The organism is Halorubrum persicum (assembly GCF_002727125.1).
GTDB classification, from domain to species: Archaea; Halobacteriota; Halobacteria; order Halobacteriales; family Haloferacaceae; genus Halorubrum; species Halorubrum persicum.
This window is the reverse complement of the sequence record NZ_NHOA01000084.1, coordinates 38,588-62,339: the sequence shown is the minus strand read 5'-3', so window position 1 is coordinate 62,339 and position 23,752 is coordinate 38,588. Positions and strand designations below refer to the sequence as shown.

Annotated in this window: 27 protein-coding genes, 2 tRNA genes and 1 pseudogene; 15 read left to right on the top strand and 15 right to left on the bottom strand. The window is 69.7% G+C overall.

Annotated features, from left to right (window positions below; all coding sequences use genetic code 11):
• Window positions 1-105 precede the first annotated feature (105 nt).
• The 3 genes from DJ69_RS10185 to DJ69_RS10175 form a co-directional block, all read right to left on the bottom strand.
• Window positions 106-190, bottom strand: a tRNA-Leu gene (locus DJ69_RS10185).
• A gap of 94 nt (window positions 191-284) precedes the next feature.
• Window positions 285-635: a ferredoxin gene (locus tag DJ69_RS10180; protein WP_099255498.1), complete on the bottom strand. Its 351-nt coding sequence runs from the start codon at window positions 633-635 to the stop codon at window positions 285-287.
• 95 nt (window positions 636-730) lie between these two features.
• On the bottom strand, window positions 731-1,189 hold the full coding sequence (locus DJ69_RS10175) for a DUF5796 family protein (RefSeq protein ID WP_099255497.1): 459 nt from the start codon (window positions 1,187-1,189) through the stop codon (window positions 731-733).
• 117 nt (window positions 1,190-1,306) lie between these two features.
• Between DJ69_RS10175 and DJ69_RS10170 the strand changes: the two genes are divergently transcribed.
• The 5 genes from DJ69_RS10170 to DJ69_RS10150 all read left to right on the top strand — a co-directional run bounded on the left by DJ69_RS10170 (window position 1,307) and on the right by DJ69_RS10150 (window position 5,086).
• Window positions 1,307-2,653, top strand: coding sequence for a hypothetical protein (locus tag DJ69_RS10170; protein WP_099255496.1), 1,347 nt, complete (start codon window positions 1,307-1,309; stop codon window positions 2,651-2,653).
• Complete coding sequence (locus DJ69_RS10165; RefSeq protein ID WP_099255495.1) at window positions 2,653-3,114, top strand: hypothetical protein; 462 nt, start codon at window positions 2,653-2,655, stop codon at window positions 3,112-3,114. Before DJ69_RS10170 ends, DJ69_RS10165 begins: the two co-directional genes overlap by 1 nt.
• 85 nt (window positions 3,115-3,199) lie before the next feature.
• Window positions 3,200-3,790, top strand: a complete 591-nt coding sequence (locus tag DJ69_RS10160; protein ID WP_099255494.1) for a hypothetical protein — start codon at window positions 3,200-3,202, stop codon at window positions 3,788-3,790.
• Between the two features lie 93 nt (window positions 3,791-3,883).
• A complete protein-coding gene (locus DJ69_RS10155) occupies window positions 3,884-4,777 on the top strand; it encodes a shikimate kinase (protein ID WP_099255493.1) in 894 nt (297 codons plus the stop codon).
• A 15-nt stretch (window positions 4,778-4,792) separates the two neighbouring features.
• Complete coding sequence (locus DJ69_RS10150; protein WP_099255492.1) at window positions 4,793-5,086, top strand: chorismate mutase; 294 nt, start codon at window positions 4,793-4,795, stop codon at window positions 5,084-5,086.
• A 36-nt stretch (window positions 5,087-5,122) separates the two neighbouring features.
• Here the strand turns inward: DJ69_RS10150 and DJ69_RS19200 are convergent.
• From DJ69_RS19200 to DJ69_RS10130, 4 genes and pseudogenes are all read right to left on the bottom strand, one after another.
• A pseudogene (locus DJ69_RS19200) lies at window positions 5,123-5,295 on the bottom strand (peroxiredoxin); the annotation flags it as partial.
• Between the two features lie 119 nt (window positions 5,296-5,414).
• Window positions 5,415-5,714, bottom strand: coding sequence for a DUF3006 family protein (locus tag DJ69_RS10140; protein WP_099255490.1), 300 nt, complete (start codon window positions 5,712-5,714; stop codon window positions 5,415-5,417).
• Window positions 5,711-7,171 (bottom strand): lamin tail domain-containing protein, encoded by a 1,461-nt coding sequence (locus DJ69_RS10135; protein ID WP_099255489.1) that lies wholly within the window; start codon window positions 7,169-7,171, stop codon window positions 5,711-5,713. Before DJ69_RS10135 ends, DJ69_RS10140 begins: the two co-directional genes overlap by 4 nt.
• 156 nt (window positions 7,172-7,327) lie before the next feature.
• A complete protein-coding gene (locus tag DJ69_RS10130) occupies window positions 7,328-9,388 on the bottom strand; it encodes a helicase HerA domain-containing protein (RefSeq protein WP_099255488.1) in 2,061 nt (686 codons plus the stop codon).
• 130 nt (window positions 9,389-9,518) lie between these two features.
• Here DJ69_RS10130 and DJ69_RS10125 point away from each other — a divergent pair, with 130 nt between their 5' ends.
• The gene (locus DJ69_RS10125) at window positions 9,519-9,758 is read left to right on the top strand and encodes a DUF5518 domain-containing protein (RefSeq protein WP_099255487.1); all 240 of its coding nucleotides are present in this window, start codon (window positions 9,519-9,521) and stop codon (window positions 9,756-9,758) included.
• A gap of 31 nt (window positions 9,759-9,789) precedes the next feature.
• On the opposite strand, the gene DJ69_RS10120 is transcribed toward DJ69_RS10125, so the two are convergent.
• Window positions 9,790-11,406: a tryptophan--tRNA ligase gene (locus DJ69_RS10120; RefSeq protein WP_099255486.1), complete on the bottom strand. Its 1,617-nt coding sequence runs from the start codon at window positions 11,404-11,406 to the stop codon at window positions 9,790-9,792.
• 202 nt (window positions 11,407-11,608) lie between these two features.
• On the opposite strand from DJ69_RS10120, the gene DJ69_RS10115 reads away from it, so the two are divergent.
• The 4 genes from DJ69_RS10115 (at window position 11,609) to moaA (ending at window position 14,722) form a co-directional block, all read left to right on the top strand.
• Entirely contained in the window at window positions 11,609-12,034 is a 426-nt protein-coding gene (locus DJ69_RS10115; RefSeq protein WP_099255485.1) for a universal stress protein, read from the top strand.
• A gap of 39 nt (window positions 12,035-12,073) precedes the next feature.
• Entirely contained in the window at window positions 12,074-12,853 is a 780-nt protein-coding gene (locus DJ69_RS10110; RefSeq protein WP_099255484.1) for an MBL fold metallo-hydrolase, read from the top strand.
• 46 nt (window positions 12,854-12,899) lie between these two features.
• Complete coding sequence (gene tenA, locus DJ69_RS10105) at window positions 12,900-13,649, top strand: thiaminase II (RefSeq protein ID WP_099255483.1); 750 nt, start codon at window positions 12,900-12,902, stop codon at window positions 13,647-13,649.
• Between the two features lie 68 nt (window positions 13,650-13,717).
• Entirely contained in the window at window positions 13,718-14,722 is a 1,005-nt protein-coding gene (gene moaA, locus DJ69_RS10100; protein WP_099255482.1) for a GTP 3',8-cyclase MoaA, read from the top strand.
• 66 nt (window positions 14,723-14,788) lie between these two features.
• Here the strand turns inward: moaA and DJ69_RS10095 are convergent.
• A tRNA-Arg gene (locus DJ69_RS10095) sits at window positions 14,789-14,863 on the bottom strand.
• 111 nt (window positions 14,864-14,974) lie between these two features.
• Between DJ69_RS10095 and DJ69_RS10090 the strand changes: the two genes are divergently transcribed.
• Window positions 14,975-15,589, top strand: a complete 615-nt coding sequence (locus DJ69_RS10090; RefSeq protein ID WP_099255481.1) for an AAA family ATPase — start codon at window positions 14,975-14,977, stop codon at window positions 15,587-15,589.
• Window positions 15,586-16,038 carry an RNA-binding domain-containing protein gene (locus DJ69_RS10085; RefSeq protein ID WP_099255480.1) on the top strand — a complete coding sequence of 151 codons (453 nt, stop codon included), beginning with the start codon at window positions 15,586-15,588 and terminating at the stop codon, window positions 16,036-16,038. The genes DJ69_RS10090 and DJ69_RS10085 overlap by 4 nt, the downstream gene beginning before the upstream one ends.
• Window positions 16,039-16,174: 136 nt before the next feature.
• Here DJ69_RS10085 and DJ69_RS10080 read toward each other — a convergent pair whose 3' ends face one another.
• The 4 genes from DJ69_RS10080 to DJ69_RS10065 form a co-directional block, all read right to left on the bottom strand.
• The gene (locus DJ69_RS10080; protein WP_099255479.1) at window positions 16,175-16,753 is read right to left on the bottom strand and encodes a transporter; all 579 of its coding nucleotides are present in this window, start codon (window positions 16,751-16,753) and stop codon (window positions 16,175-16,177) included.
• A gap of 109 nt (window positions 16,754-16,862) precedes the next feature.
• Window positions 16,863-17,456 carry a GNAT family N-acetyltransferase gene (locus DJ69_RS10075; RefSeq protein ID WP_099255478.1) on the bottom strand — a complete coding sequence of 198 codons (594 nt, stop codon included), beginning with the start codon at window positions 17,454-17,456 and terminating at the stop codon, window positions 16,863-16,865.
• A gap of 94 nt (window positions 17,457-17,550) precedes the next feature.
• On the bottom strand, window positions 17,551-18,471 hold the full coding sequence (locus DJ69_RS10070; protein ID WP_099255477.1) for a DMT family transporter: 921 nt from the start codon (window positions 18,469-18,471) through the stop codon (window positions 17,551-17,553).
• 88 nt (window positions 18,472-18,559) lie between these two features.
• Complete coding sequence (locus DJ69_RS10065; protein WP_099255476.1) at window positions 18,560-19,231, bottom strand: ArsR/SmtB family transcription factor; 672 nt, start codon at window positions 19,229-19,231, stop codon at window positions 18,560-18,562.
• A 194-nt stretch (window positions 19,232-19,425) separates the two neighbouring features.
• Between DJ69_RS10065 and gpmI the strand changes: the two genes are divergently transcribed.
• Window positions 19,426-20,991 carry a 2,3-bisphosphoglycerate-independent phosphoglycerate mutase gene (gene gpmI / locus DJ69_RS10060; RefSeq protein ID WP_099255475.1) on the top strand — a complete coding sequence of 522 codons (1,566 nt, stop codon included), beginning with the start codon at window positions 19,426-19,428 and terminating at the stop codon, window positions 20,989-20,991.
• A gap of 70 nt (window positions 20,992-21,061) precedes the next feature.
• Complete coding sequence (locus DJ69_RS10055) at window positions 21,062-22,204, top strand: thiolase family protein (RefSeq protein WP_099255474.1); 1,143 nt, start codon at window positions 21,062-21,064, stop codon at window positions 22,202-22,204.
• An 84-nt stretch (window positions 22,205-22,288) separates the two neighbouring features.
• Here DJ69_RS10055 and eif1A read toward each other — a convergent pair whose 3' ends face one another.
• Window positions 22,289-22,573: a translation initiation factor eIF-1A gene (gene eif1A, locus DJ69_RS10050; RefSeq protein ID WP_004046489.1), complete on the bottom strand. Its 285-nt coding sequence runs from the start codon at window positions 22,571-22,573 to the stop codon at window positions 22,289-22,291.
• 181 nt (window positions 22,574-22,754) lie between these two features.
• Window positions 22,755-23,327: an AAA family ATPase gene (locus DJ69_RS10045; protein WP_099255473.1), complete on the bottom strand. Its 573-nt coding sequence runs from the start codon at window positions 23,325-23,327 to the stop codon at window positions 22,755-22,757.
• 190 nt (window positions 23,328-23,517) lie between these two features.
• On the opposite strand from DJ69_RS10045, the gene DJ69_RS19030 reads away from it, so the two are divergent.
• The gene (locus DJ69_RS19030; RefSeq protein ID WP_275539520.1) at window positions 23,518-23,652 is read left to right on the top strand and encodes a hypothetical protein; all 135 of its coding nucleotides are present in this window, start codon (window positions 23,518-23,520) and stop codon (window positions 23,650-23,652) included.
• Window positions 23,653-23,752 lie beyond the last annotated feature (100 nt).

Genomic DNA, 23,752 nt, shown 5'->3' with positions numbered 1-23,752 from the left:
GGGATTCGAACCTCGGTCACTCCGCTCGCTGCGCTCGCTTCGTTCCCTGCTTCGAATCCCTTCTAATCCGAGACGCGGTGCTCACGACCTGTGAGCGCCGCGATATGCGGGGGAAGGGATTCGAACCCTCGAACCTCTACAGGAGCGGATCTTAAGTCCGCCGCTTTTGGCCAGGCTCAGCCACCCCCGCGCGGATCCGGATTCCCGCGGCGGGGTCAAACCCCTTTCGGATGTCCCGGGGGCTCGCCGGTGCACCGGCGGTCCGGCTCATCGCCGCTTGTGCCCTACCAGTCGACCGAGAGCGTTCCGTCGCCGTGCGGATTCGGCGCGATCTCCTCGTCGGTGCGGCGATCGACGACGTGGATCACGCCCCGTTCCTTCTTCGCGGGACACACCTCGGCGGCCCGGATGTTCTCCTCCAGTTCGTCCTCGCCGATGTAGTACGACCGCGGCTTCGCCATCCCGCTCTGCACGTCCATCACCCAGTTGTCGCCGACCTCGGCGCATTTGCCCGCCCCGAAGCACTTGTTCGCCTCGAAGACGATCTTGTAGGGTTTCTCCTCGATCGGGGGTCCCTCGCCGCCGATGTCGCTCGCGCGCAGCACCTCGTCGTCGGCGTCCGCCTCGTCGCTCATACCCGTGATCGGCCCCCGCCGGCCTTTCGTCTGTCGGTCGTTTTCAGCTGTCGGGTGCCCCTCCGGGCGCGCTCACTGATGGGCGTCAATGGCCCTCACCGGTGGGCGTCGAGCCCGTCCGCCGGCGCCTCGACGATCTCGTAGCTCCGCTCCGTCCAGCCGTCCTCGACGAAGACGAACACGCGGCCGCCGGCGATCTCGGGATCGGCGACCACCTCGTTGCGCTGGCCTGTGCGCCCGACGATCACGCCGGGGAACACCTCGTCGCGCTCGCCCTCGTCGACGATGACGCGACCGACGCCGGAGTCCTCGAGAATCTCGTCGTCGGTGTTGTAGTCGTTGACGTACGTCATCACGCCCTCCGTCTCCGTCGGATCGGTGACGAGCACGTGCGTCTCCTTGCCCGGGCCGGTCGTCACCGACCCCTCGGCGGCGTCGGGGACGCCGCGGTAGAGGGTGGTCCGTCCGTCGAGGTACTCGACGACCACGCCCTCCTCGCGGAGGTCGATCCCGATCGAGGTGGGGGGGACATCGCTGCGTGAGGGTGCTGACATACGCGACGCTCGGTGCGCGTGCCCCAAAAGGGGCGCGCTCGGCGCTCGCGTCTCGCTCATTCAGAAGCGAGAATCGGGGATGGCACATTTAAGGTTCCTCCGCCGGGAGGGGATCCCATGCAACGGACGCGACGGGGCCTGTTGGGCGTCGGCGCTGCCGCAGCCGCCGGGCTCTCCGGGTGTCTCGGGGTCGAGGGTGTCGAGTACCCCGACGCGGCCGACGAGGGACCGCCGACTTCGGAGGACGGCGGCGACGGGAGCGACGACGACGGAGCCGACGACGACGGCGAACCCGTCCCGAACGAGGATCTCGCGACGGCGACGCGGAACGTCGTCGACGACGTGGTGTGGTTCGCGACCGAGTACCCGTCGGCGATCGAGACGTACCGGACGGCGATCCGCGAGGTCGTCGCCGAGATCGACGCCGTCCGTGACGTGGCCGACGAGACCGACACGGTGACCGCCGGGATGGCCGACCGACTCGACGAGGCGGGCCGCGCGGCCGCCGACACCGCCGCCGACGCGCTGGGGCCGCACTTCCACCCCCGCCCCCGGATCGTCTCGCGCACCGAGCGCCACGTCGCAGTGCTCCGGGAGTTCGCCCCGCGGGGCGACGTCGACCGCTTCCTGGAGGAGCTCTCGCGGATGCGCCGGGGGTTCTCCGCCATCGGCACGTTAACTTACGCCAAGGAGGCGTACTCACGCGATCCGATCCACAACCGGCTCCTGCGACGCCTGCTGTCCCCGCTCCCGGAGGACGACGACGAGCGGCGGCGGGTCCGCGGCGAGGCGTTCGTGGAGCTCGGACTCGCGAGCCGCGGATTCGCGACGTTCGCGCACGAGCCGTACGACGACGAGGAGTACGACCGAGAGCGGATCCCCCAGATCTACGGACAGCCGTTCGGGGCGTCCCGCCGCGAGGAGCTGCGTGCGCGTCTCGGCCCGATCCCGCGTTCCGAGGACCGGACCGAGGAGCTGTTCGTCGCGTTCGCGACTCGGCCCGTCGCCGGGAACCGCCCGAGCCGGACGTTCGAGGGGTGGGCACACGAGCTCGACGGCGTCCCCCTGTACGTCCAGCGGTACCCGGACGCGGCGACCGCGGGCGACCGGCTCGACGAGGCGATCGCCGCCGCGTCGACGGAGGGGCGCGCACCGATCGACCCCGACGCCACCGCGGCCGGCTCCGATTTCTCCGGGAACGCGACGGCGGAGGGTGAAGCGGGAGACGGGGGCGAAAACGGGACGGACGACGAGCCGACGTACCGGGGGCCGACCCGCTGGCACCGGCTCTACCACCACGAGGCCGAGGGCGAGCGGTACGGGTTCGACGAGCACGCCGGCGTCCAGTACGGCTACGTCGTGCAGGCGGGCGAGTTCGTGCTCGCGGCCGGGTTCTCGGGCGACGCGTGGGAGGAACGCACCGCCTGGCAGGGACGACTGGCGGACGGATGGGTGATGGTCTGATGGACGGAAACGGAGTCGGGCTCACGGCGGCGGTGTTCGCGGTCGTCGGCGCCGGCGTCGGTCTCGTCGCCGCCGCGACCACCGGATGGGCGGAGGCCGCGCTCGCCACGGCGGCAACCGGCGAGACCGCGCGGTTCGCCCCGGTGTTCGTCGCGCAGTCGTACCTCGCCGTCACCGCCGCCGCGCTGGCCTTCGCGCCCCTGCTCGCGGGGGTGCTCGGTGTCCTCGTCGGGTCCCGGGCGTACGACGCGCAGGGGGCGGCCGCCACCTGCGGGCTCGGGGGCGGTCTCGGCGCGCTGGCGTACGGGTTCGTCGTCGTCGTCCTCGTCGTCGCGTCGCAGGGCGAGGCGGCGACGCAGGCCCACGGGATCGCCGACGCGTTCGGCTCGATACTCACCACCGCGGTCGTCGCCGCCGTCGTCGGCGCGGTGGCCGGCGTGCTCGGGTCGGTGACGGGGTGACCATGTCGGAGCGAACCCGCACCCGTCGCGACCGCTCGACGCTTCGGCGCTCGCGTTTAGAACGCCCGGCGGCGCGGAGGGACCCATGACGCCCCCGCTCCGCCGTCGCCGACTGCTGGCCGCCGCGGTGCCCGGCCTGCTCGCCGGCTGCCTCGTGGAGTCGAGCGCGGACGCCGGCAGCGACGGCGGCTCCGAGGACGGAACGGGCCCCTCGGCGGACGACGCCGGGAGCGACACCGCGACCGACGGCGACCGCGAATCCCTCTCGGGAGACGCCGAGTCCGCGGCCGAGCAGACGGACGACGGAAACCCGCCGGGGGAGGTCGGTCCCGACGGCGCCGGCCTCGCGGTCACGAACGTCGACGTGCTCAGCGTGACCGACGGGAAGTACGACACGACCGTCCTCGCGGTGCTCACCGTCGAAAACGCCGGGCGGTTCACCTACGGTACGGTCGAGCTCCGCGCCGACGCGTACGCGACCCGCCCGAGCTCCGCCGAGCGCGAGGCGGTCGGCTACGCGTACGAGTACACCCACTACCCCGCGGACGACCGGTTCACCGACGGAACCAGACGGATCACGGTCGAGATCTCCTTCCGGAGCCGGTCGACGCGCGCCCGGCCCGACCCCGACTGGTACGAGGTCGACGCCGCGATCCGGCGCGCGGAGCCGGTGTGACGGTGCGGGCGCTCCGCGCGTTCGTCCGCCGACTGCCCCGAGAGACTCGCCGTGATCGCTACCTCTTTGTCTCCGCTCGCGAGCCGTGACTGCATGGAGGGACGGGCAGCGGCGCTCGGCGCCGGCACCGTGTTGAACGCGCTCGCGACGGGCACCGGCTCGGCCTTCGGTATCGACGTCGAGACGCGCGCGACGGTGTCGCTCGACCCCGACGCCGACGACGTGGACGGAACGATCGCCGAGGACGCCGACGCGGACACCGCCCTGATCGAACGCTGCGTCGCCCTCGCGACCGAGCGCTGGGGCGACGGCGAGGGCGGCACCGTCCGGACCGACAGCGACGTGCCGCTCGCGGCGGGGCTCAAGAGCTCCAGCGCGGCCGCCAACGCGACCGTGATCGCGACCTGCGACGCGCTCGGGCTGGCAGTCGGCGACGACGGGGCAGACCCCTCCGTCGACGTCACCCGTCTGGACGCCTGCCGACTCGGCGTCCGAGCGGCCCGCGAGGCGGGCGTCACGGTCACGGGCGCGTTCGACGACGCGACCGCCTCGATGCTCGGCGGCGTCACCGTCACCGACAACGGCGCCGACGAACTGCGGTCGCGCGAGGCCGTCGACTGGAACGTCCTCGTCTGGACGCCGCCCGAGCGCGCCTACAGCGCGGACGCCGACGTGGCCCGCTGCGAGGCCGTCACGCCGATGGCGGACCTGGTCGCCGACCTCGCGCTCGACGGTCGGTACGCCGGGGCGATGACCGTCAACGGGCTCGCGTTCTCCGCCGCGCTCGGCTTCGACGCCGACCCCGCGGTCGAGGCGATGCCCCACGCCACCGGGGTGTCGCTGTCGGGGACCGGTCCCAGCGTCGTCGCCGTCGCGGACCCCGACGACCCCGAGACCGACCTCGACCGCGTCGCCGACGCGTGGAGCGACCGACCCGGAACGCTGCGACGAACGACCACCAGAAACGACGGTGCGGCCGTCGAGTGACCCCACTACCTACCAATGAGTGACACACCGAACTCCGAGGACCGAAGCCTCGACGAACTGCGACACGAGATCGAAGACATCGACCGCGAGATCGTCGAGCTGATCGCCCGCCGGACCTACGTCGCCGACACGGTCGCGGCCGTGAAAGACGAGCGCGACCTCCCGACGACCGACGAGGGACAGGAGGAACGGGTGATGGAGCGCGCCGGGGAGAACGCGGAGCGCTTCGACGTCGACGCCAACCTCGTGAAAGCGATCTTCCGGCTGCTGATCGAGTTGAACAAGGTCGAGCAGCGAGAGAACCGTTAGAATTGGGTAGGTTGAGACTTCGCCCGGGCGCCCCGATCAGGCCGTGAAGGCGTCGACGGCCTCGATAACGCCGTCGTAGTCGGGCCAGTTTCCGTGTCGTCGACGACCCACGCGTAGGCGATCTGCCCGTCCTCATCCACGACGAAGACGGCGCGCTTCGCGACCTCGTTCAGTCCGTATTTCTCCCAGTCCATCGAGACGCCGTACGCCCCGTCTGACGTACGGAAAAACCGAAAGCCTGTGCCCGCGAGGACAGAGCGTTCACCGCGGGCACGCATCGGCAGTCGGTGACGACCGCGTCTCGGAGCCGCCCTATGCAGGCGACTCCCTACTCCCGATCGCCGCCTTTCGACGGCCGTTCGGACAACCGATCGAACCGGTCCTGAGCGGCTTCAGACCGGGTCGACGTGCGTTCGGCGTCGTAGGTCGCGGTCGAGATCGATCCGGCTTCGATTCGCACGTCCAGTATCGCGTCCGCGTGGCGCCCCTCGTCCGGGAGTCGGTCGGCGTCGAGGACGGCGTTTCCCACCTCGTCACCGTCCGACTCGAAGAAGACGGTCGCGAGCCCATCCTCGATCGAATCGACGACCGCCGTGTACTCGCCGTCGGCGAGATCGATCGCAGTCATGCGTACGACTCAGCTAGCACGCGGTCCCCGGTAGCGTTTGTGACGGTCACGGTGTCGCCGCCGTTGTTCCAGACCGGCGAGCCGGCGCCCCAGTAGAGTTCGTGCGCGCTGTCGGTCCCGCTCCCCGTTCTGAGCGTCAGCGTCTCGTCGGGGGCGAGCGTCACGCCGTCCGGCACCACGTAGCGTTTCCCGGCCTCGTCTTCGACGGCCCACCCCGACAGATCGAGCGTCTCCGTGCCCGCGTTCTCGAAGACGACGTACTCATCGTTGAGGTTCTCCCCGTCGTCGCCCGCGGCGTCCGCGTTGATCGTCGCGACGGCGAGCGTGCCGTTCGACTCGGGCGCCGTCTCGGCGTCGCTCTCGCCAGCGTCGTCGGTGTCGTCGCCGCCGTCGCCGTCGTCGCCGTCGTCGCCGCCGTCAGTAACGGCGACCGCTCCGCCGCCGCCGATCCGAGCTCGTTCGGCGGCGTCGCCGGCCGTCCCGGGAGCGATCGGCTCACCGTCGCGGACCGACCGCGGCTCCGTCGGCGCGGCCCGCTGGGTGCGCACCGAGACGTTCGTGCCGTCGCTGACGAGCACGACGTTCCCGTGTGTCGCCGTCCAATACGCCGGCACCGACCGGTCGGCGAAGCGCTGGAGGACCTCCTCGTGGGGATGCCCGTACTGCGAGTCGTAGGCGCTCGAGACGACCGCGACTCGGGGATCGACCGCGTCGATGAACGCGCCGCTCGAGGAGCTGCTCGACCCGTGGTGGCCCGCTTTCAGCACCGTCGACTGCAGCTGTTCGCCGTACGCGTCGACGAGGTACGCCTCTTGGTCGTCTTCGGCGTCACCCGACAGCATGAAACTCGTCTCCCCGTGGGTGAGTTTGAGAACGATGCTGTTCTCGTTGCGGGCCTCGTTCTCGAGATACGGCTCGGGGGGCCCGAGCACGTCGACCGTGGCCTCGCCGAAGGGGATCGCGTCGCCCTCGCGCGTCTCGTACAGCGTCACGTTGTGTGCCTCGACGGCGTCGAGGTACTCCTCGTACGTCACCGTGTTCGCCGCGATCCCCGGGTCGTAGACGGCGCCGATCTCGTCGGCCTCCGTCTCGTAATAGTCGATGATCGCCGCGTTCCCGCCGATGTGGTCCGCGTCGTTGTGCGAGGTCACGAGGTGGTCGATCCGCGTGACATTCCGCTGCCTGAGGTACTCGAGCACGTACTCCCCGTCGTCGTTGTAGTGACCCGTGTCGACGAGCATCGTCTCGCCGTCCGGTTCGATGACGAGCGTGCTAACGGACTGCCCGACGTTGATGAAGTGAACTTCGAGGGAGCCGTTCGCCGTCGCGACATCCGACCCGCTGTCGGGTGCCGTGTCGGTGGACACCGGCTCACCGAGCGGTACGCCCGCACAGCCCGCGAGAACGACGACGCCGAGCAGGAGCAGGACGCGCGACAGCTCCCGAGAAACGATCATTATTTCTCATGAGTGGTGTCGACTTGTAAAGCTGATCGAATATGAAATATATCTATTACGTCGAGAAGCGTCACCGGTGGCCCCTCGTGACGCTTTTTTAACCGGGGGTATCTAGTGCGTGAGAACCCTTCGCCGAGCGGCTTTCCGTCCCGACGGTCACTCGTCGGCGGTGCGTCCGCGGTTCGCGATCCGCCGGGCGGCGTCGCTCAGGCCGCTCTCAGAGGGGTCCAGCGCCGTTCCGGTCTCCCGGTCGCCATCGTCGGTACCGTCGTCGACGCCGTCTCCGTCGGCGGCATCGGCTCCACCGGCGCTGGTTGTCCCGTCGGGAGCGGCCTCGCCGGCGTCGGTCTCGCCGGCTCCGGCCGGGACGCCTTCGCCGCCGACTCCGGCCCCGTCCGGGTCGTCACGGACGCCGACTTCCGAGGGATCGGCGTCCGGCGGGTAGCTCCGTTCGGCCGGGGGGACGAAGGCGGTTTCGACCGCGCGGACGATTTCGCGGACGCTCTCCTCGTCGAGCCGGTCGGCATACGCCTCGCGGATCAGGTCGGGAACGGCGTAGGCGTAGTGGCCGCGGTCGGCGTGGCGGATGAGCCCCGCCCGGCGGACGGGTCGGTGGCGGCTGTACGCGTGCCCGGAGTCGCCGTCGCCGCCGGCGTCGATGTGAGCGGCGACGGGATCGCTGACGCCCTCGCGGCGGTAGTGCCGGAGCATCCCCTGCGACAGCTCCGGGAGCGACTCGATCCGACTCCGAAGCTCCTCGATGACGGCCTCGCGGGTGCCGAGCTCGACCGCGTCGTCGAACCGGAGCGCGCTCTCGGCCACGTCGGCGCGCGTGACCGGATCGACGTCGTCAACGGGGCCCTCACCGCCTTCTCCGGCGGCAGTCGGGGCCTCGGGGTCGTCCGCGGAGGGGGTCGCGTCGGCTTCCGCGGCGCCGCCGTCGGCGGCCGAGGCCTCACCGTCGGTCGGCGGATCGCCGCTTCCCGCGGCCGCTGCGTCGCCGTCGCCGTCGCTCTCGGTGGCGGCGACCGCCTCGTCGTACGACTTGAGCACGGATTGATCACCCTCGTCGTCGCCGTCACCGCCATTGGCGCTGTCGGCTGCTCGTGCGCCGGTCGCTTCCGCGGCGGCGACAGGTCGCCCGCCGCCGCCCCGGTAGGGCGCCTCGGCCTTCCCGAGAAGGGCCTGCGCGAACTGGTCTGCCATGCTGCTCAGGTCCCGCGCCTCCTCCAGCTCGCGCTCGAGGTCGGCGATCCGGCGGTCCTTCTTGTCGAGCTCCTGTCTGAGGTCGGCGAGCTCGGACTCGCGGCGCTCCTGCTCGTCGGAGATGGACTGGAGCTCGCCGACGAGGTCGCTGGAGACCGACTTGAGCTCCGGGCGCTCGAAGTCGTCGAGTCCGGGCGTCGCGCCCGCGTCGAACGTCTGCTTGCGGTGGAACTGGATCCGGCGGATTGACTCGTCCCAGTCGGTCATGAGGAACGCCTCGCCGTCGCCGAGGTCCTCGACGGCGCTGGCGTACTTCGAGCCGAGGATGCGCCCCACCACCTTCGTGTCGTTGTCCCACGTGAGCCGGTGCCAGCAGAGCCAGTCGCACTGGGTGATGAAGTCCTTTTTCACGTCGGCCGGACGCTGGCTGATCCCGACGATCCCGAGCCCGTGTTTCCGCCCGCGCTTCCCGACCTTGATCAGCATCTTGCCCGTCTCGTCCATCCCCCCGCCCTCGGGGATGTACTCGTGGCACTCCTCGACGACGAGGAGGAAGGGCTTCTTCAGGCGCTTCTCCTTGGCGAACAGCTGTTTGACGACTTCCAGGAGCAGCTCGTTGGCGGTCTCCTCTTCCAAGTAGCCGGAGACATCGAGGATGATCGGGACGTTCTGCTCTAAGGCGAGGTTCGCGAGCTTCTCGGCGTGCTCGGGGGAGACGACGATGTCGCACTCGTCGTCGGCGCCGGCGTGGAGAATCTCGTACTCCTCCTTTAAGCCGTAATACTCACCGTCAGTGTCAACGATCATCACGGGGAACCCGTTGTCGAGCAGATTCTCGATGACGACGCTCGCGGTGTTGCTCTTGCCGGACCCGCTCTTCCCCGTTATAAAGGACCGGCCGGTGAGCACGTCGACGACCGGGAGTTCGACCGGCGCCCCCGGTTCCGCCGTCGCGTCGCCGCCGATCCCCTCGCTGACGTCCGCGACGTGGATCGCCTCCTCCTCGCTCATACCCGTGAGAGGTGGCGCCCGCCTCATAAACTATCGGCTCGGTTCGACCGGAGCGCCGCGGGACCCGCCCGGGGCCTCCGATCTTGTGTCGCTGCCCGGCGACGGGTGACTCACGAACACCGACAACACCCTGCTCAACGCGGTCATCGGCGCGGTCGCGACGGTCGTGCTCTCGTTCACGGGCATCTCCCCCGTGCTCGGCGGCGCGGTGGCGGCGTACCTCGAAGGCGGCGAAACGGGCGACGGGCTCCGGGTCGGCGCGCTCTCCGGACTGATCGCGTCGCTCCCGCTCGCCGGGGTCGTCGTCCTGGCCCTCGTCGTGTTCTCGTTGGGCGGCGTCATCGGCGTCTACGTGAAAAACGAGCTGTAGCGCGACGGACGAGGGGACGCGGGGGCCGCCGTCAGTGCTCGCCGCCCGTCCCGCGGCGGTCGGAGTCCAGGTCGATGTCGAGCTCGTCGAGGAGTGCCTCGGCCTCCTCGCGCTTCTCTTGGTGGTCTTCGAGGAACTCGCGCATCAGCTCGGCGGCCTGCTCCTTACAGCCGCCACAGAGGCGCTCGCCGTTGACGCACTCGGAGTAGACGGTCTTGGTGAGCTCGTCGTCGTCGCCCGCGAGCAGGTAGGCGTACAGCTCGTAGACGGGACACTCGTCGGCCTCGCCGCCGAGCTCGCGCTGTTCGTCGGCGGTGTCGCGGCCCCCGGTGGTCGCCGCCCGGACCTTGTCGTAGCCGTCCTCGGGGTCGTCGAGCAGGGAGATGTGGCTCGCCGGGATCGACGAGGACATCTTCCCGCCGGTGAGCCCGGTCATGAAGCGGTGGTAGATCGAGGAGGGCTGCCGGAAGCCGAACCCGTCGTGGTCGATCTCGACCTCGCGGGCGACCGATTCGGCCTCGCCGCGCGTGAGATCGAAGGCGTCGACGTGGCCCTCGAACACGCGCTTTTCTCCCTCCACGGCCTCGATCAGCGCCTCGAACGCCTCGTCGGTGGCGTTGCGGTCGAAGAAGCGCACCCGGGGGCGAAGGGGCTCTTTCCCCCCCGCCCGGAGCTTGTCGAGGGCGCCGGCCTTCGCGTCGGCGAGGGGCGTGTCGCTCTCGTCCGCCCCGGTCTCGGGCGGCTCGTAGTCGGCGAGCCACGCGGCGGCGTCCTCACAGCGCACGTCCGTCTCGGCGTCGTCGACCTCGCCGTCACCGTCGGACCCCGCGAGCGCGTCGTAGGCGGCCCGCACGAGCTGCCGCTCGTCGTCGTCGAGCTCGAAGGAGGCGAACGCCTCGGTCACCTTGAAGTAGCGCACGCGGGTCGCCAGGTCGCGCGTCAGGCGGACGTGGGGGTCCTGGTCCGGGCCGACCGGAATCACGGTCGGCTTCGGCTCGTCGACGAGCTGGGGGTAGAGGATGTCCGCGGTCTGGGTGATCACGCTCTGCATGTGCGAGATGTTAGTCTCGCCGTCGAAGCCGTAGATCGCCTCGAACTCCGAGAAGTTCGCCTTCGAGCCGAGTTCGAACCCCAGATCCTGTACCTCCCGGTTGTCGGACTGGCGGTAGATCTCCCCCGCCTCGGCGTCGAAGCCGAGCGCGAGGAGGCTCAGGAGGTAGTTGCGCGCGTGCTCGTCGATCTCGTCCCACGACATCCCGCGGGCGGAGTGGGCCTCCAGGTCGGCGATCAGCCCGAACGCGTCGCCGCCCTGCCGTTGGTGCCAGATGATCTCGTCGAACACGAGCTTGTGGCCGATGTGCGGATCGCCGGTCGGCATGAACCCGGAGAGCGCGGCGAACGGCTCGTCGTTGGCCATCGCCTCGGCGACCGCGTCGTACTCGCGGTGGCCGAAGATGACGCCGCGGCGCATCAGGTAGTGCGGGTCGACCACGTCGTCGGCAACCTCGTCGAACGCCTCGATGCCGAACTCCTCGAACAGGTCCGCGTAGTCGCCGACCGACGCCGACCCCCACGGGTCGAGCGCGACGTCCTCGGTCGGTTCCGCGCGCTCGGTCCCGCCGTCCGTCCGGGGGGTGTCCTCGTCCATACGTCTCCTCCAGTCGGTCGACGCAAAAACCGTTCGCTTGCGCGGGAGGGGTTGCCACGCCGGGGCGGAGAAACGAGACGACGGGAGAACGAGGCGACGAGGGAAGGGGACGACGGGCAACGAGTGCCGACCCGCACCGCGCGTTCCCAGCGAGCGACCGAGCGGGCGTACCGTTATTTGCCACCGGATCGAACGGGCACCTATGTACGACGACCTGCTGGTGCCGACCGACGGAAGCGAGGCGGTCGACCGGGCGCTCGATCACGCGATCCGGCTGGCGACCGACCACGACGCGACGATCCACGCGCTGTACGTCGTCGACCGACGCATCGCCACCGCGAGCTCCGGCGAACTCCACGACGAGGTCGTCGCCGACCTCGAGTCGCAGGGCGAGGCGGCGGTCGGTACGGTCGCCGATCGGGCCGAGGAGGCGGGCGTCGACGTCGAGACGCACGTGGTGGCGGGGACCCCCGACACCGAGATCGTCGACTACGCCGACGAACACGGCATCGACGTGATCGCGATGAGCCCCGAGGGGAAGTCGCCCCGCGAGCGGATCCGATCGCTCGGCAGCGTCTCCGACCGCGTGGCCGACGACGCGAACGTACCGGTGTTCCTGATCAAGTAGGCGACCGAGTTAGGTGACTGGGGGCACGGACACACGAGCATGGAACTCACCGTTCTCGGGTCCGGCAGCGCGATGCCGGTCCCCGACCGCGCGCAGGCGGGGTACCTCCTCAACGACGGCGACCGCTCCCTGCTCGTCGACTGCGGCAGCGGCGTCCTCCAGCGGCTGGCCGGCACGGAGACCGGCTACGAGGGCGTTTCGACCGTCCTCTTAACGCACCACCATCTCGACCACGTCGCGGCGCTCCTCCCCTTGATAAAGGCCCGGTGGCTCGCCGGCGAGGAGCACTTGGAAGTCGTCGGGCCCGCGGGGACCAAGTCACTCCTCGACGACCTCCTCGGCGTCCACGAGTATCTCGACGGCCGAATCGATCTGGCGGTCCGGGAGGTGTCGGCGGCCCGGTCCTTCGCCGCCGGCGGGTTCGACGTGACCGCCCGCGAGACGCGCCACTCGATGCCGGGGTTCGCCTACCGTTTCTCGCCGCCGAGCGCGTCCGTCGACCCCGCGGACGGCCCGCTGACGCTGTCGGGAGACACGGAGGCGTTCGCGGGCATGGCGTCGTTCGCGGACGGGACCGACCTGCTGGTCCACGACTGCTCGTTCCCCGACGGGACCGACGTGTCGAACCACCCGAACCCCACGACGCTCGGCGAGTCGCTCGCGGGCGTCGACGTCGACACCCTGCTGCTCTCGCACCTGTACCCCCACACCGGCGGTCGCGAGCGCGAGATGGCACAAAGCGTCCGCGACGCGGGGTTCGGCGGCGACGTCGAGGTCGCTACCGACGGGCTTCGGATCGCGATAGCAGACAGGGATTAGTCAGTAATACCACAAAGTTATACCGCGGCGCATCGAGGGGTCGCCCATGGCGTTCAGCGACGAACTCCTGACAGCGGGGGCGGACATCTGGGCGGCCCAGTTCGAACACCCGTTCGTGCGCGAGCTGGCGGCCGGCGACCTCGACAAGGCGGCGTTCCGGCGGTGGCTCGAACAGGATTACCGGTATCTCTCCGACTACGCCCGGACGTACGCCGTCGCGGGGTCGAAGGCGCGGGACGAGACGGCGATGGCGACGCTCCTCGGCGGCGCCGACGCCGTGTTGAACGAGGAGCTCGAGCTCCACCGGTCGTTCGCCGGCGAGTACGGCGTCGCGCCCGAGGAGCTGGCCGCCGTGCGGAAGCGCCCGACGTGCGAGGCGTACACGAGCTTCCTCGTTCGCACGGCACACGAGCGCCCCGTCCCGGTCGCCGTCGCGGCGCTTTACCCCTGCATGCAGGGGTACCTCGACGTGGCGGACCACATGGCCGGCCTCGCCGACGAGACCCACCGGTACACCCCGTTCATCGAGACGTACACGAGCGAGGCGTTCCGCGCGGAGACCGACTCGATGCGCGGTCTCCTCGACGACTACGCGGAGGCGTACCCCGGCCACCGCGACGCGATGCGCGACGCGTTCCACAGGAGCGCCCGCCTCGAACTCGCATTCTGGGAGATGGCGTACGTGGGGGAGGAGTGGGTGTCCGAGAGCGCCGACGGAGCGGGACAGAGCGCCGGCATGGATGCGCCCGTCGAGGCGAATGTGACCGACGGGGCCAACGAGTCGGACGGGACGTAACCGCTCTACGTTACGCTCACCGGCGATCGACCCAGATATTTAAGCGAACGCGGCGGCTCCGTTCGGGCATGGCCGGCCCACTCGCTGACGATTTCGGACGGGAGGTGACAGGGGTGCGGATCTCGCTCACCGACCGGTGTAACTTCGACTGCGTCTACTGTCACAACGAGGGGTTAGGCGACACGCGAGGGCCGATGGAGCCGAGCGACGACGAGATGAGCGCCGACGACGTGGTCCGCTTTCTGGAGGTCGTCGAGGGGTACGGCGTCGATTCGGTGAAGTTCACCGGCGGCGAGCCCATGCTCCGGCAGGATCTCGAGGAGATCGTCGAGCGCACGCCCGACTCGATGGAGGTGTCGCTGACGACGAACGGGACGTTCCTCCCCGGACGCGCCGCGGACCTGAAGGCGGCCGGGCTCGACCGCGTGAACGTCTCGCAGGACGCGCTCGACCCCGACGACTTCGCCGAGGTGACGAAATCCGGCGCCTACGAGCGCGTGCTGGAGGGAGTCAAAGCCGCCGTCGACGCCGGGCTCGACCCCGTGAAGCTCAACATGGTCGTGTTCACGCACACCGCGGGCTACGTCGAGGAGATGGTCGAACACGTCGCCGACAACGAGGGGCTCCAGCTCCAGCTCATCCAGTACATGCCGGAGTTGACCGGGAAGCCGGAGTGGAACGTCGACATCGAACGCGTCCACGACTGGCTCGCCGGAAAGGCCGACCGAGTCGAGCGCCGCGAGATGCACGACCGGAAGCGGTACTACGTGGGCGAGAGCGACGACGGCGAGACGGGCGGTATGGTCGAAATCGTCGATCCCGTCGAGAACGAGGATTTCTGCGCCAACTGCGGCCGCGTCCGCGTCACCCACGAAGGGTACCTGAAGGGATGTCTCAACCGCAACGACGACCTCCGATCGATGGGCGAGATGACCCGCGACGAGATCGCCGAGACGTTCGAGGCGGTCGTCGCGAACCGCGTCCCCTACTACGGCGAGTACCTGATCGAGAACGACGACGGCGAGTACGAGATCAACGAGTCGTATCTTGGGGCGCCGAGCGTGTCGGACTGAGGCGGGCTCGCTGCCCGTCCACGCTCCGACGTTGCGACGACAACTCCTGCCCACCAAGATGGTGAACGGGCACGGTGGGATTCGAACCCACGACCATCGGATTAGAAGTCCGACGCTCTATCCGGGCTGAGCTACGTGCCCTCACTCCGAAGTCTCTCACCCAGCGGCAAAAACGCCGACGGTTCGAAGCGGGCTCGGCAGCGCCGCCTCCCCAACAGCAGACCTAAGTCCGACACGGGATTAGCCCCGTCAATGAACGTTATCGGAACCGTCGGCCTCCCCGGCAGCGGCAAGGGGGAGGCGGCGAACGTAGCCGAGGAGGCGGGGATCCCGGTCGTCGTGATGGGCGACGTGATCCGGGCGGAGTGCCGCCGACGCGGGCTCGATCCGGCCGAACACCACGGCCGGATCGCCGGCGCGCTCCGCGAAGAGGAGGGCGACGACGCGATCGCCGCCCGGACGCTCCCGCGGATCCGGGAGGCGGCGGCCGAAAGCGAGCACGACACCGTCCTCGTCGACGGACTCCGATCGACCGTCGAACTGGAGCGCTTCCGGGAGGCGTTCGGCGACGACTTCACGCTGGTGGCGGTCCGCGCCCCGTTCGAGCTCCGCGCCGAGCGGCTCGACGACCGCGGGCGCGACGACTCCGACTCCGACATGGAGGCCCTCCGCGAGCGCGACGCCCGCGAGGTCGAACTCGGTCTCGGTGAGACGCTCGAACGGGCCGACATCGAGATCGACAACACCGGGACGCTGGCGGCGTTCCGACGCCGCGTCCGAGAGGTGCTCGGCGTGACCGACTCCGAGTCTGACTCGGATGGCGATGCGGGTCCCGCGACCGCGAACGCCGGAGGTGACGGCTCGTGATCTACAGCGTCGACGTCCGGATCGAAGCGCCCGTCCGAGACACCGAGGTGACAGACCGGGTCGCCGACGCGGTCCGGAACGTGTTCCCGGACGCGGAGCCGGTCCACGAGGACGGTCGGCTGGTCGCCGAGGCGCACACCCTCGACGCCTTTTCCGACGTGCTCCACGAGCAGGAGATCCTCGACACGGCCCGCCGGGTGTTCCTGCAGAACAGCACCGAGGAGGGGTTCGACTTCTCCCTCAAGAAGCAGGCGGCGTTCGAGGGCGTCGTCAACTTCGCCGTCGGGGAGCCGGACGAGCTCGGCGAGATCGACGTCGAGGTCCGCGTTCGGGAGCCTGACGTCGAGGCGTTCATCGACTACGTCGCGCCCGAGACGGACGAGGGGCGACCCGTCGATCCCGCCCGGGAGTACGGCGACCGGATCGACCCCGAAGACGCGGAGTACTGACGGTCGGTGGCGGTGCGGTCGATGCGGCCGGGGTCGATCCGGTTGAGGTTGATTCGGTCGAGACCGGTTCAGTCGGGGTCGAAGCGCTCGGGACGCTCCCGAAACGAGAACAAAAAGCGGCCAGCCTTCTCCGGACTCAGTCGCTCAGCAGCGATGCGGCGGCCCCGCCGATCGCGCCGAAGACCGCCGGGTAGACGGCGCCGGCGAGCAACACGGCAGTGACGAGGTCGGGCGCCACGGTCCCGTCGCCGACGGCGTACCGGAACAGGAACGCCCCGATCACCGCGAGCGGGAGGTACCCGGCGAGGACGAACGCGCCGGCTTTCGCCCCGTCAGCCGGATCTGACGCTCCCGCAGCCCGACCGGCGACGACGCCCGCAACGACGAGCAGGAGCGGCGGGACGACGAAGAGCAGCGCCAGCGACCCGCCCTCCGCCTGCGAGATGAGGTTCGCCGACTGCGCGCCGCCGATCAGCGACGGGACGCTGATGTCGACGAAGTGGGCGTTGTAGAACATCCACCCCGCGGCCTGCCACGTGGAGATCGGGTCCCCGCCGAACAGGTCGGCGAAGAAGTTGATACCCGAGAGCCCCTCCTCGATCTGGTCGCCCTGCGTCACGTAGACGACCAGATAGCCGAGGACGTACGCGACGGCGCCGGCCGCCGCGCCGCCGACGATTCCGCTCGTTCGGTTCGATCGGTCGGGGACAGACATGTGCCCGGAGTCGTTTCGGCGATCATAAGTGTTTGTTGGGTCGGCGCGCTCAGCGCCGAACGTGTTCGGGGTTTCGGGCACCAGCCGGGTCGCATCTCCCCGCTTCCGGCTACTCGGTCGCCTCGCGCCACTCGTCCTGCGAGATCGAGTATCGGACCTCGTCGTGGACGCCGCCGTCAGCGAAGGTGATACTGTTCCGCAACAACCCCTCGCGGCGGCCGCCGAGACGGTCGACGTACTTCTCGATCGCCCGCTGCGACTGCTCGTTCTCGGGGAGGTGGCTGACGACGACGAGGTCGAGATCGAGGTCCTCGAAGGCGACCGCGACGAGCGCCGCGGCGCGCTCGCCGGAGTAGCCGCGGCCCCAGAACCGCTTGCGGAGCCACGTCCCGAGCAGGGCGGTCCGTTTCTCCCAGTCGACGGAGAAGCCGCCGAAGCCGGCGATCTCGCCCGCACCGTCCTCGCCCTCGCGCGGGCGGATGACGTAGTCGGCCGCTTCGTCGTCCTCCCATCGCTCGCGGCCGCGTTCGAGGAACTCGAGCGTCTCCTTTTTCGTCTCGTGAGGGTCCCACGTGACGTACTCGGTCACCTCGTCGATCCCGGGATCCGACGAACAGATGCGGTAACACTCGTCGAGATCGACGCGCTCGGGCCAGCGGGGCTCTAACCGCAACCGGTCCGTTTCGATCGTCTCGGGGAACATACGCGCACGTCTCGCGGATGCGTATAAAAACCACCCCGGACGTGTGCCGTGTTGACTCAGGGCAAGCAAGCCGTGCCGACGCGAGACGCACCGGCTACCCGAGCACGTCGTACTCCCGGAGCGCGTCCTGGAACGCCTCCCGCTTCACCAGCGCGAACCCGGCGCAGATGATCAGGAAGCCGCCGACGGTGTTGAGCGTGATCGCCTCCCGGAGGAACACCCAGCCCGAGACCGCGGCGAACACCGGTGCGACGTACGAGACGAGGTTGATCTCGATCGGGCCGAGCCGGTCGAGGAGATCGAAGTAGATGAGGAACCCGAGCCCGCTGGCGACGACCGAGAGGTAGCCGAGCGCGAGGACCGCTTCGGCGGTCCACGTCACGCCCGAGAGCGACTCGCCGAGCGCGAGCGACAGCAGGTGCATCAGCGCGGCGCCGAGGAGCATCGACCACGCCTCCATCGTCTCGATCGGGAGGTCGTCGTCGGACGCCCGGGTCAACACCGAGCCGAGCGCGAACGCCGCCGCCGCCAGCAACACGAGCAGTTTCGGGACCGTGCCGCCTCCGGCGAGATTGTTCGGGTCCGGCGCGGCCAGCACGACCGCCCCGACGAGCCCGACGAGGAGGCCGATCACGCCGACGACGGTCAGCCGCTCGGAGGGGAGGAACGCACGCGCGAAGACGGTCGTCAGGACGGGCGAGAGGCTCACGATCACCGCCGCGACCGCGCTCGTCACGGCCGGGTCGCTCTCGCCGATGAAGAGGAACGCGTGGTAGGCGGCGATGATCAGCGTCGCGCCGACCGCGACGACGGCCCACTCGTCGCGACCTCGCGGGATCGGGTCGTCGACGACGTACGCCGCGTACGCGATCATGACGACGGCCGCGAGGTCGTACCTGAGGGCGGCGAACAGCACGGGGGGGAAGTACGCCAGCCCGGCCTTGATCGCCATGAATGCGGAGCCCCAGACGGCGGCGAGGACGAGAAACAACGCGAGATTCCGTGCTCGGCTCACGCATCGACCTCTCCCGGGGGCGCGCCAAAAGGTTCCGGAAGCGGCCGGTCGTGCAGGGATCTGCTCTCCAGGGGGCGCTCTCGGTTCCCTATCGGATCCGGTAGCGGTCCACGTCGGCGGAGCCGTCGCGCGCGACGACCCCGACGTCGGCGAGCCGGCGGAGCGCGTCAGTCACCGTCTCCTCGCGGGCACCGACCTCGTCGGCGACCGCGGCCGGAGTGCCCTCGGTCTCGACCAGCGCGGCGAGGACCGCCGCGAAAAACCGACTGTCCGACTCCGTTCCGAGTCGTTCGTCGATCTCCGCCAGCGTGTCCTCCACGCGGCCCTGCACCCACCGCTGGGCCAGAGAGAGCTCCCGGTCGAGGTTCTGGAGTCGGCCGAACTCGCCGGCCAGATCGGCCAGGTTGCTCGACGAGCCGGAGCCGTCGGGGACCTCTATCGAGAGGTGCTGACACCGCGACGCCATGTCGAAGCTGTTCTTCGCCGGGTACGCGCTCTTCGCGCCGAAGCCGTACGGGGAGACGCTCACCTCCAGCCGGAGGCTCCGCGTGATGCGGAAGTACTTCCGGCGCTGGTCGTCGGTGGTCGACTCGATGAGACCGGCCTCCTCCAGCTTCCGCAGGTGGTCGATGACCGCCTTCGGGCTCACGTCGAGGTACTCCGAGATCTCCGTGACGTAACAGGGTTTGGTGGCGAGCAGCCGGAGGATGCGCCGCCGGTTCTCGTTGCCGAGGAGATCGAGCAGTACCGCGGAGTCCATTAACGTATGGTTAGCGTCGCAGAGGGAAAAGGCTGACTTACGTCGCCCGACCGAATCGCCCTCCCGCGGGTGGTCACCGAGGTCGCGTCCGGTGGCCACCGGCGGGCGTCGATGTCGCGTCCGTGGTTGCGGAGGCCGCGCCCGCCGGTCGGTCGGAGCGAAGGGTAGTTACCCCGTCGCCGGGAACTGCCGGTATGGAAACGGCGCTCATCATTCTGGACGGATGGGGTCTCGGCGGCGGGACGGACGCGGGCGAGGACGGCGAGACGGTCGATCCCGCTGGTCGACCGGCGGGCCGCGACGCGGTCGCAGCGGCGGACACGCCGGCGTTCGACGCCGCGACCGAGCGCGGCGCGGACGGGCGGCTCGCCGTCCACGGGCGGCGCGTGGGACTCCCGGAGGGTCAGATGGGGAACTCCGAGGTCGGCCACCTGAACATCGGCGCGGGCCGGGTCGTCAAGCAGGCGTACACCCGGATCACGGACGCGCTCGCGGAGGGGTCGCTCTCCGATAACGACGCCATCGCGGGCGCGCTCGACCACGTCGAGTCGACCGGAGGCCGGGTCCACTTCATGGGGCTGGTCTCCGACGGCGGCGTCCACTCGGACGTGGAGCACCTGCTCGCGCTGATCGACGCCGCGGCGGACGCGGGCGTGCCGGCGACGAGCCACGCGTTCACGGACGGTCGGGACACCGCCCCGGAGATCGCCGACGAGTTCCTCGCGGACGTGACCGCGAAGGCCGACGAGCGCGGGACCGGACACGTCGCGACCGTGATGGGCCGCTACCACGCGATGGACCGGGACGAGAACTGGGAGCGGACCAGGAAGGCGTACGACGCGATCGTCGAGCGCGAGGCCCCCCACGTGGCCGAGACGGCGGTCGGGGCCGCGACCGAGGCGCACGCCCGTGGCGAGACGGACGAGTTCATCGAGCCGACGCTGGTGGCCGATGAGCCCGCGCTCGCCGACGGCGACGCGGTCGTCTTCTTCAACTTCCGCGCGGACCGCGCCCGCCAGCTGGTCCGGATGCTCACCGACACCCGACCCGCGTGGAGGTTCGATCTGGACCAGCCGGAGATCCGCATGACCACGATGACCGAGTACGACGAGACGTTCGACTTCCCGGTGGCGTTCCCGCCGGAGATGCCCGAGAACACCATCGGCGAGGTCGTCGCCGACGCCGACCTGACCCAGCTCCGGATCGCCGAATCGGAGAAGTACCCGCACGTGACGTACTTCCTCAACGGCGGTCGCGAGGTGGAGTTCCCCGGCGAGCGGCGCGAGATCGTCGAGAGCCCGGACGTGCCGACGTACGACCTGCAGCCGGAGATGTCGGCTCCGGAGCTGACCGACGAGGCGGTCGGGATCATCGAGGCTGACGACCCGGACCTGCTGGTGTTGAACTACGCGAACCCCGACATGGTGGGCCACACCGGCGACTTCGACGCCGCGGTGGAGGCGGTCGAGGCGGTCGACGCCCAGCTCGATCGGCTCCTCGACGCGGTCGCCGACGCGGGCGGTCACGCGGTCGTGACGGCCGACCACGGCAACGCCGACGACATGGGCACCCTCGACAATCCTCACACCGCACACACGTTCAACCCGGTCCCGTTCGTCTACCTGACCCCCGACGGCGACGACGGCGGGCGCGCGGTCCGCGAGAACGGCTCCCTCTGTGACATCGCCCCCACGCTCGTCGACCTGATCGGTATCGACCGGCCCGCCGAGATGACCGGCGAGAATCTCCTGACGGAATAAACGGTGAACTCCGGTCGGATTGTTTCTGGTTCCACGCCCTTTTAAGTCCCCGACCGGCCAGTGATCGTTCATGACAGACGAAACGACGCCGGTTATCGCCGCCGCATATCGAACGCCGCAGGGACGAGACGGGGGCGTCTACGCGGACGTCCGCAGCGAGGACCTCTCGACGCGGCTCATCGACCACACGCTCGCGGAGACGGGGCTGACGAGCGACCACGTCGACGACCTGATGTGGGGAGTCGCCCAGCAGCGGACCGAACAGGACAACAACGTCGCGCGCGTCATCGCGCTGCTCTCCGACCTCGGCGAGTCGGTGCCGGCGACCTCGATCAACCGCTGGTGCGCCTCCTCGATGCAGGCGATCATCTCGGCGGCGGACGCGATCGCGGCCGGGAACCGCGACTGCATCGTCGCGGGCGGCGTCGAGAGCATGAGTCGCGTCCCGATGGACGGCGACTCCTACCAGCACCTCCACCCCGAGCTCTCGGAGCAGTACAACGTGTTCCAGCTCCAGATGGGAATGACCGCCGAGAAGGTGGCCGAGGAGTACGGCGTGAGCCGCGAGGCCCAAGACGAGTACGCCGCGCGGAGCCACCAGCGCGCCGCCGAGGCGACCGAGTCGGGGCGCTTCGACGACGAGATCGTCCCCGTGGAGACCGATGACGGGCTCGTCGAGGCTGACGAGGGGATCCGCCCGGACACGACCGCCGAGAAGCTCTCCGGACTCTCTCCCGCCTTCACCGGCGACGGAACGGTGACCGCGGGGAACTCCTCGCAGATCTCCGACGGCGCGTCGCTGACGCTCGTCACGAGCAAGGCGTTCGCGGAGGACCACGGCCTCGACGTGCTCGCGGAGGTCGGCACGAACGCGGTCGCCGGCGTCGACCCCACCGTGATGGGGATCGGTCCGGTGCCCGCGACCCGGAGCCTGCTCGACCGCGCCGGTCGGACCATCGACGACTACGACCTCGTGGAGCTCAACGAGGCGTTCGCCTCCCAGTGCGAGTACTCACGGCGCGAGCTCGGCATCGACGAGGACATCTACAACGTCAACGGCGGCGCCATCGCCATCGGCCACCCGCTCGGCGCCTCCGGCGCGCGGCTCCCCGTCACCCTGATCCACGAGATGCAGAAGCGCGACGCCGACCGCGGGCTCGCGACGCTCTGCGTCGGCTTCGGACAGGGCGCGGCGATCGAGTTCAGCAGATAGGCGCTCGGCGCTGTCGCTCGCTCGGTTCGAACGGTGTTTCGTACGCGATACGGCCGCGACGGCCTAGTGGTGCGGCGGCGGGCGTTACTGAATGTGGCCTTCGCGCCGGAGCTGGTCCGCGTCGTCGTCGTCGTACCGCCACTCGACGTTCGCTTTCTCGTCCTGCCAGTCCCACGGCTCCGCGAGGACCACGTCGCCCTCGCTGATCCAGGTCCGATACTTCATGCGGCCGGGGATCCGGCCCATTCGCGTCTCGCCGTCGACGCAGCGCAGTCGCACGTGGTTCCCGCCGAGGTGTTCCGTCACCACGGCGAACACTTCGTCGTCGTTGGGCATTCGGAGGTTCCGTCGCCCGGATTCTTCGCTCATACAGGTAGTACGACGGTCGGCCGTATAAGTGATGGGAGACGCGTGTGCGCGTTTCTCGTGAGGGGCGTTAGCACGACCGGCGAGCGGTCAGGATCGCGCGACCCGCCGGCCGTCCTCACGGGCGCGGTTCGCCGCCGACGGCGCCCGGTCTCTCGCGCTCAACGGCGCCCGACCTTCTCGCTCAGTCGCGGTCGCGCCCCGCCTCGCCGAACGCGGCGTCGATCTGCGCGAACGTCTCCGCCTGATCGCCGGAGTTGTCGACGACGACGTGGTCGGGTTCGATCCGGTCGAACAGCTCCTTGAAGTGGAGGTGGATCTCGAAGTCGGCGTCGCTGATCCCGTCGCGGCGCTCGATCCGGCGCTTGACGACCGGCTCGTCGCACGTCACCTCGACGAGCGCGAACTCGTCCGCGACCCGCTCGCCCACCTCGCGGGCGTCGGCGCGGAACCGGGCGTCAGCGAACGTCGCGTCGAGGACGACGGTGTCGCCGTCGGCGACGCGGTCGCGAGCGCGCTCGATCAGCTCCGCGTACACCGTCTCCGTCTCCGCGTCGGTGTACGCCGGCTCGTCGAACAGTCCCTTCCGAACCACGTCGGTCCGGAGGATCTCGCCGTCGACGTGGTCGGCGATCCGCTTTGCCACCGTCGACTTGCCGACCCCCGGCAGCCCGCAGACCACGATCAACGCGCCGCCCGACGGCTCGGTTGCGGTCGCCGACCCGGTCGCCGCGTTAGCGGCGTCACCGTTCGACATCGCCACCCCGTCCGGTCCCGACCGTCAGCCGTCCTCCGTCACTCATCCGTCCGCACGGTCCGTCGAGAGGTACATGAACCTTCCCCTCAGCGGCGGCGCAAGGAGGGTTTTCGGGCCGTTTCGTCGCCCCTCCGAACGGGACGCTCCGCCGAGCGAAGCGTTCAAATCCCGTCGCGACGACGGCTTTGGCATGAAAGATATGGAGTCGCTCGTGCTTGATCAGGACGACGAGATGCTCGCGCCCGCGGTGGTGGTGGCGACGATCGCTCTCCTCGCCGTCTTCGTCATCGGCTTCCTCGTGCAGATCGTCGGCCTGATCGCGTGATCCGATCCGCTCCGATCGCCGCCGCCGTCCCGCCCCGATTCTGATCGCCGCAGTCCCCCCGTCTCGATTCTCGCCACGTCCGTCCCCCTTTTCAGACTCG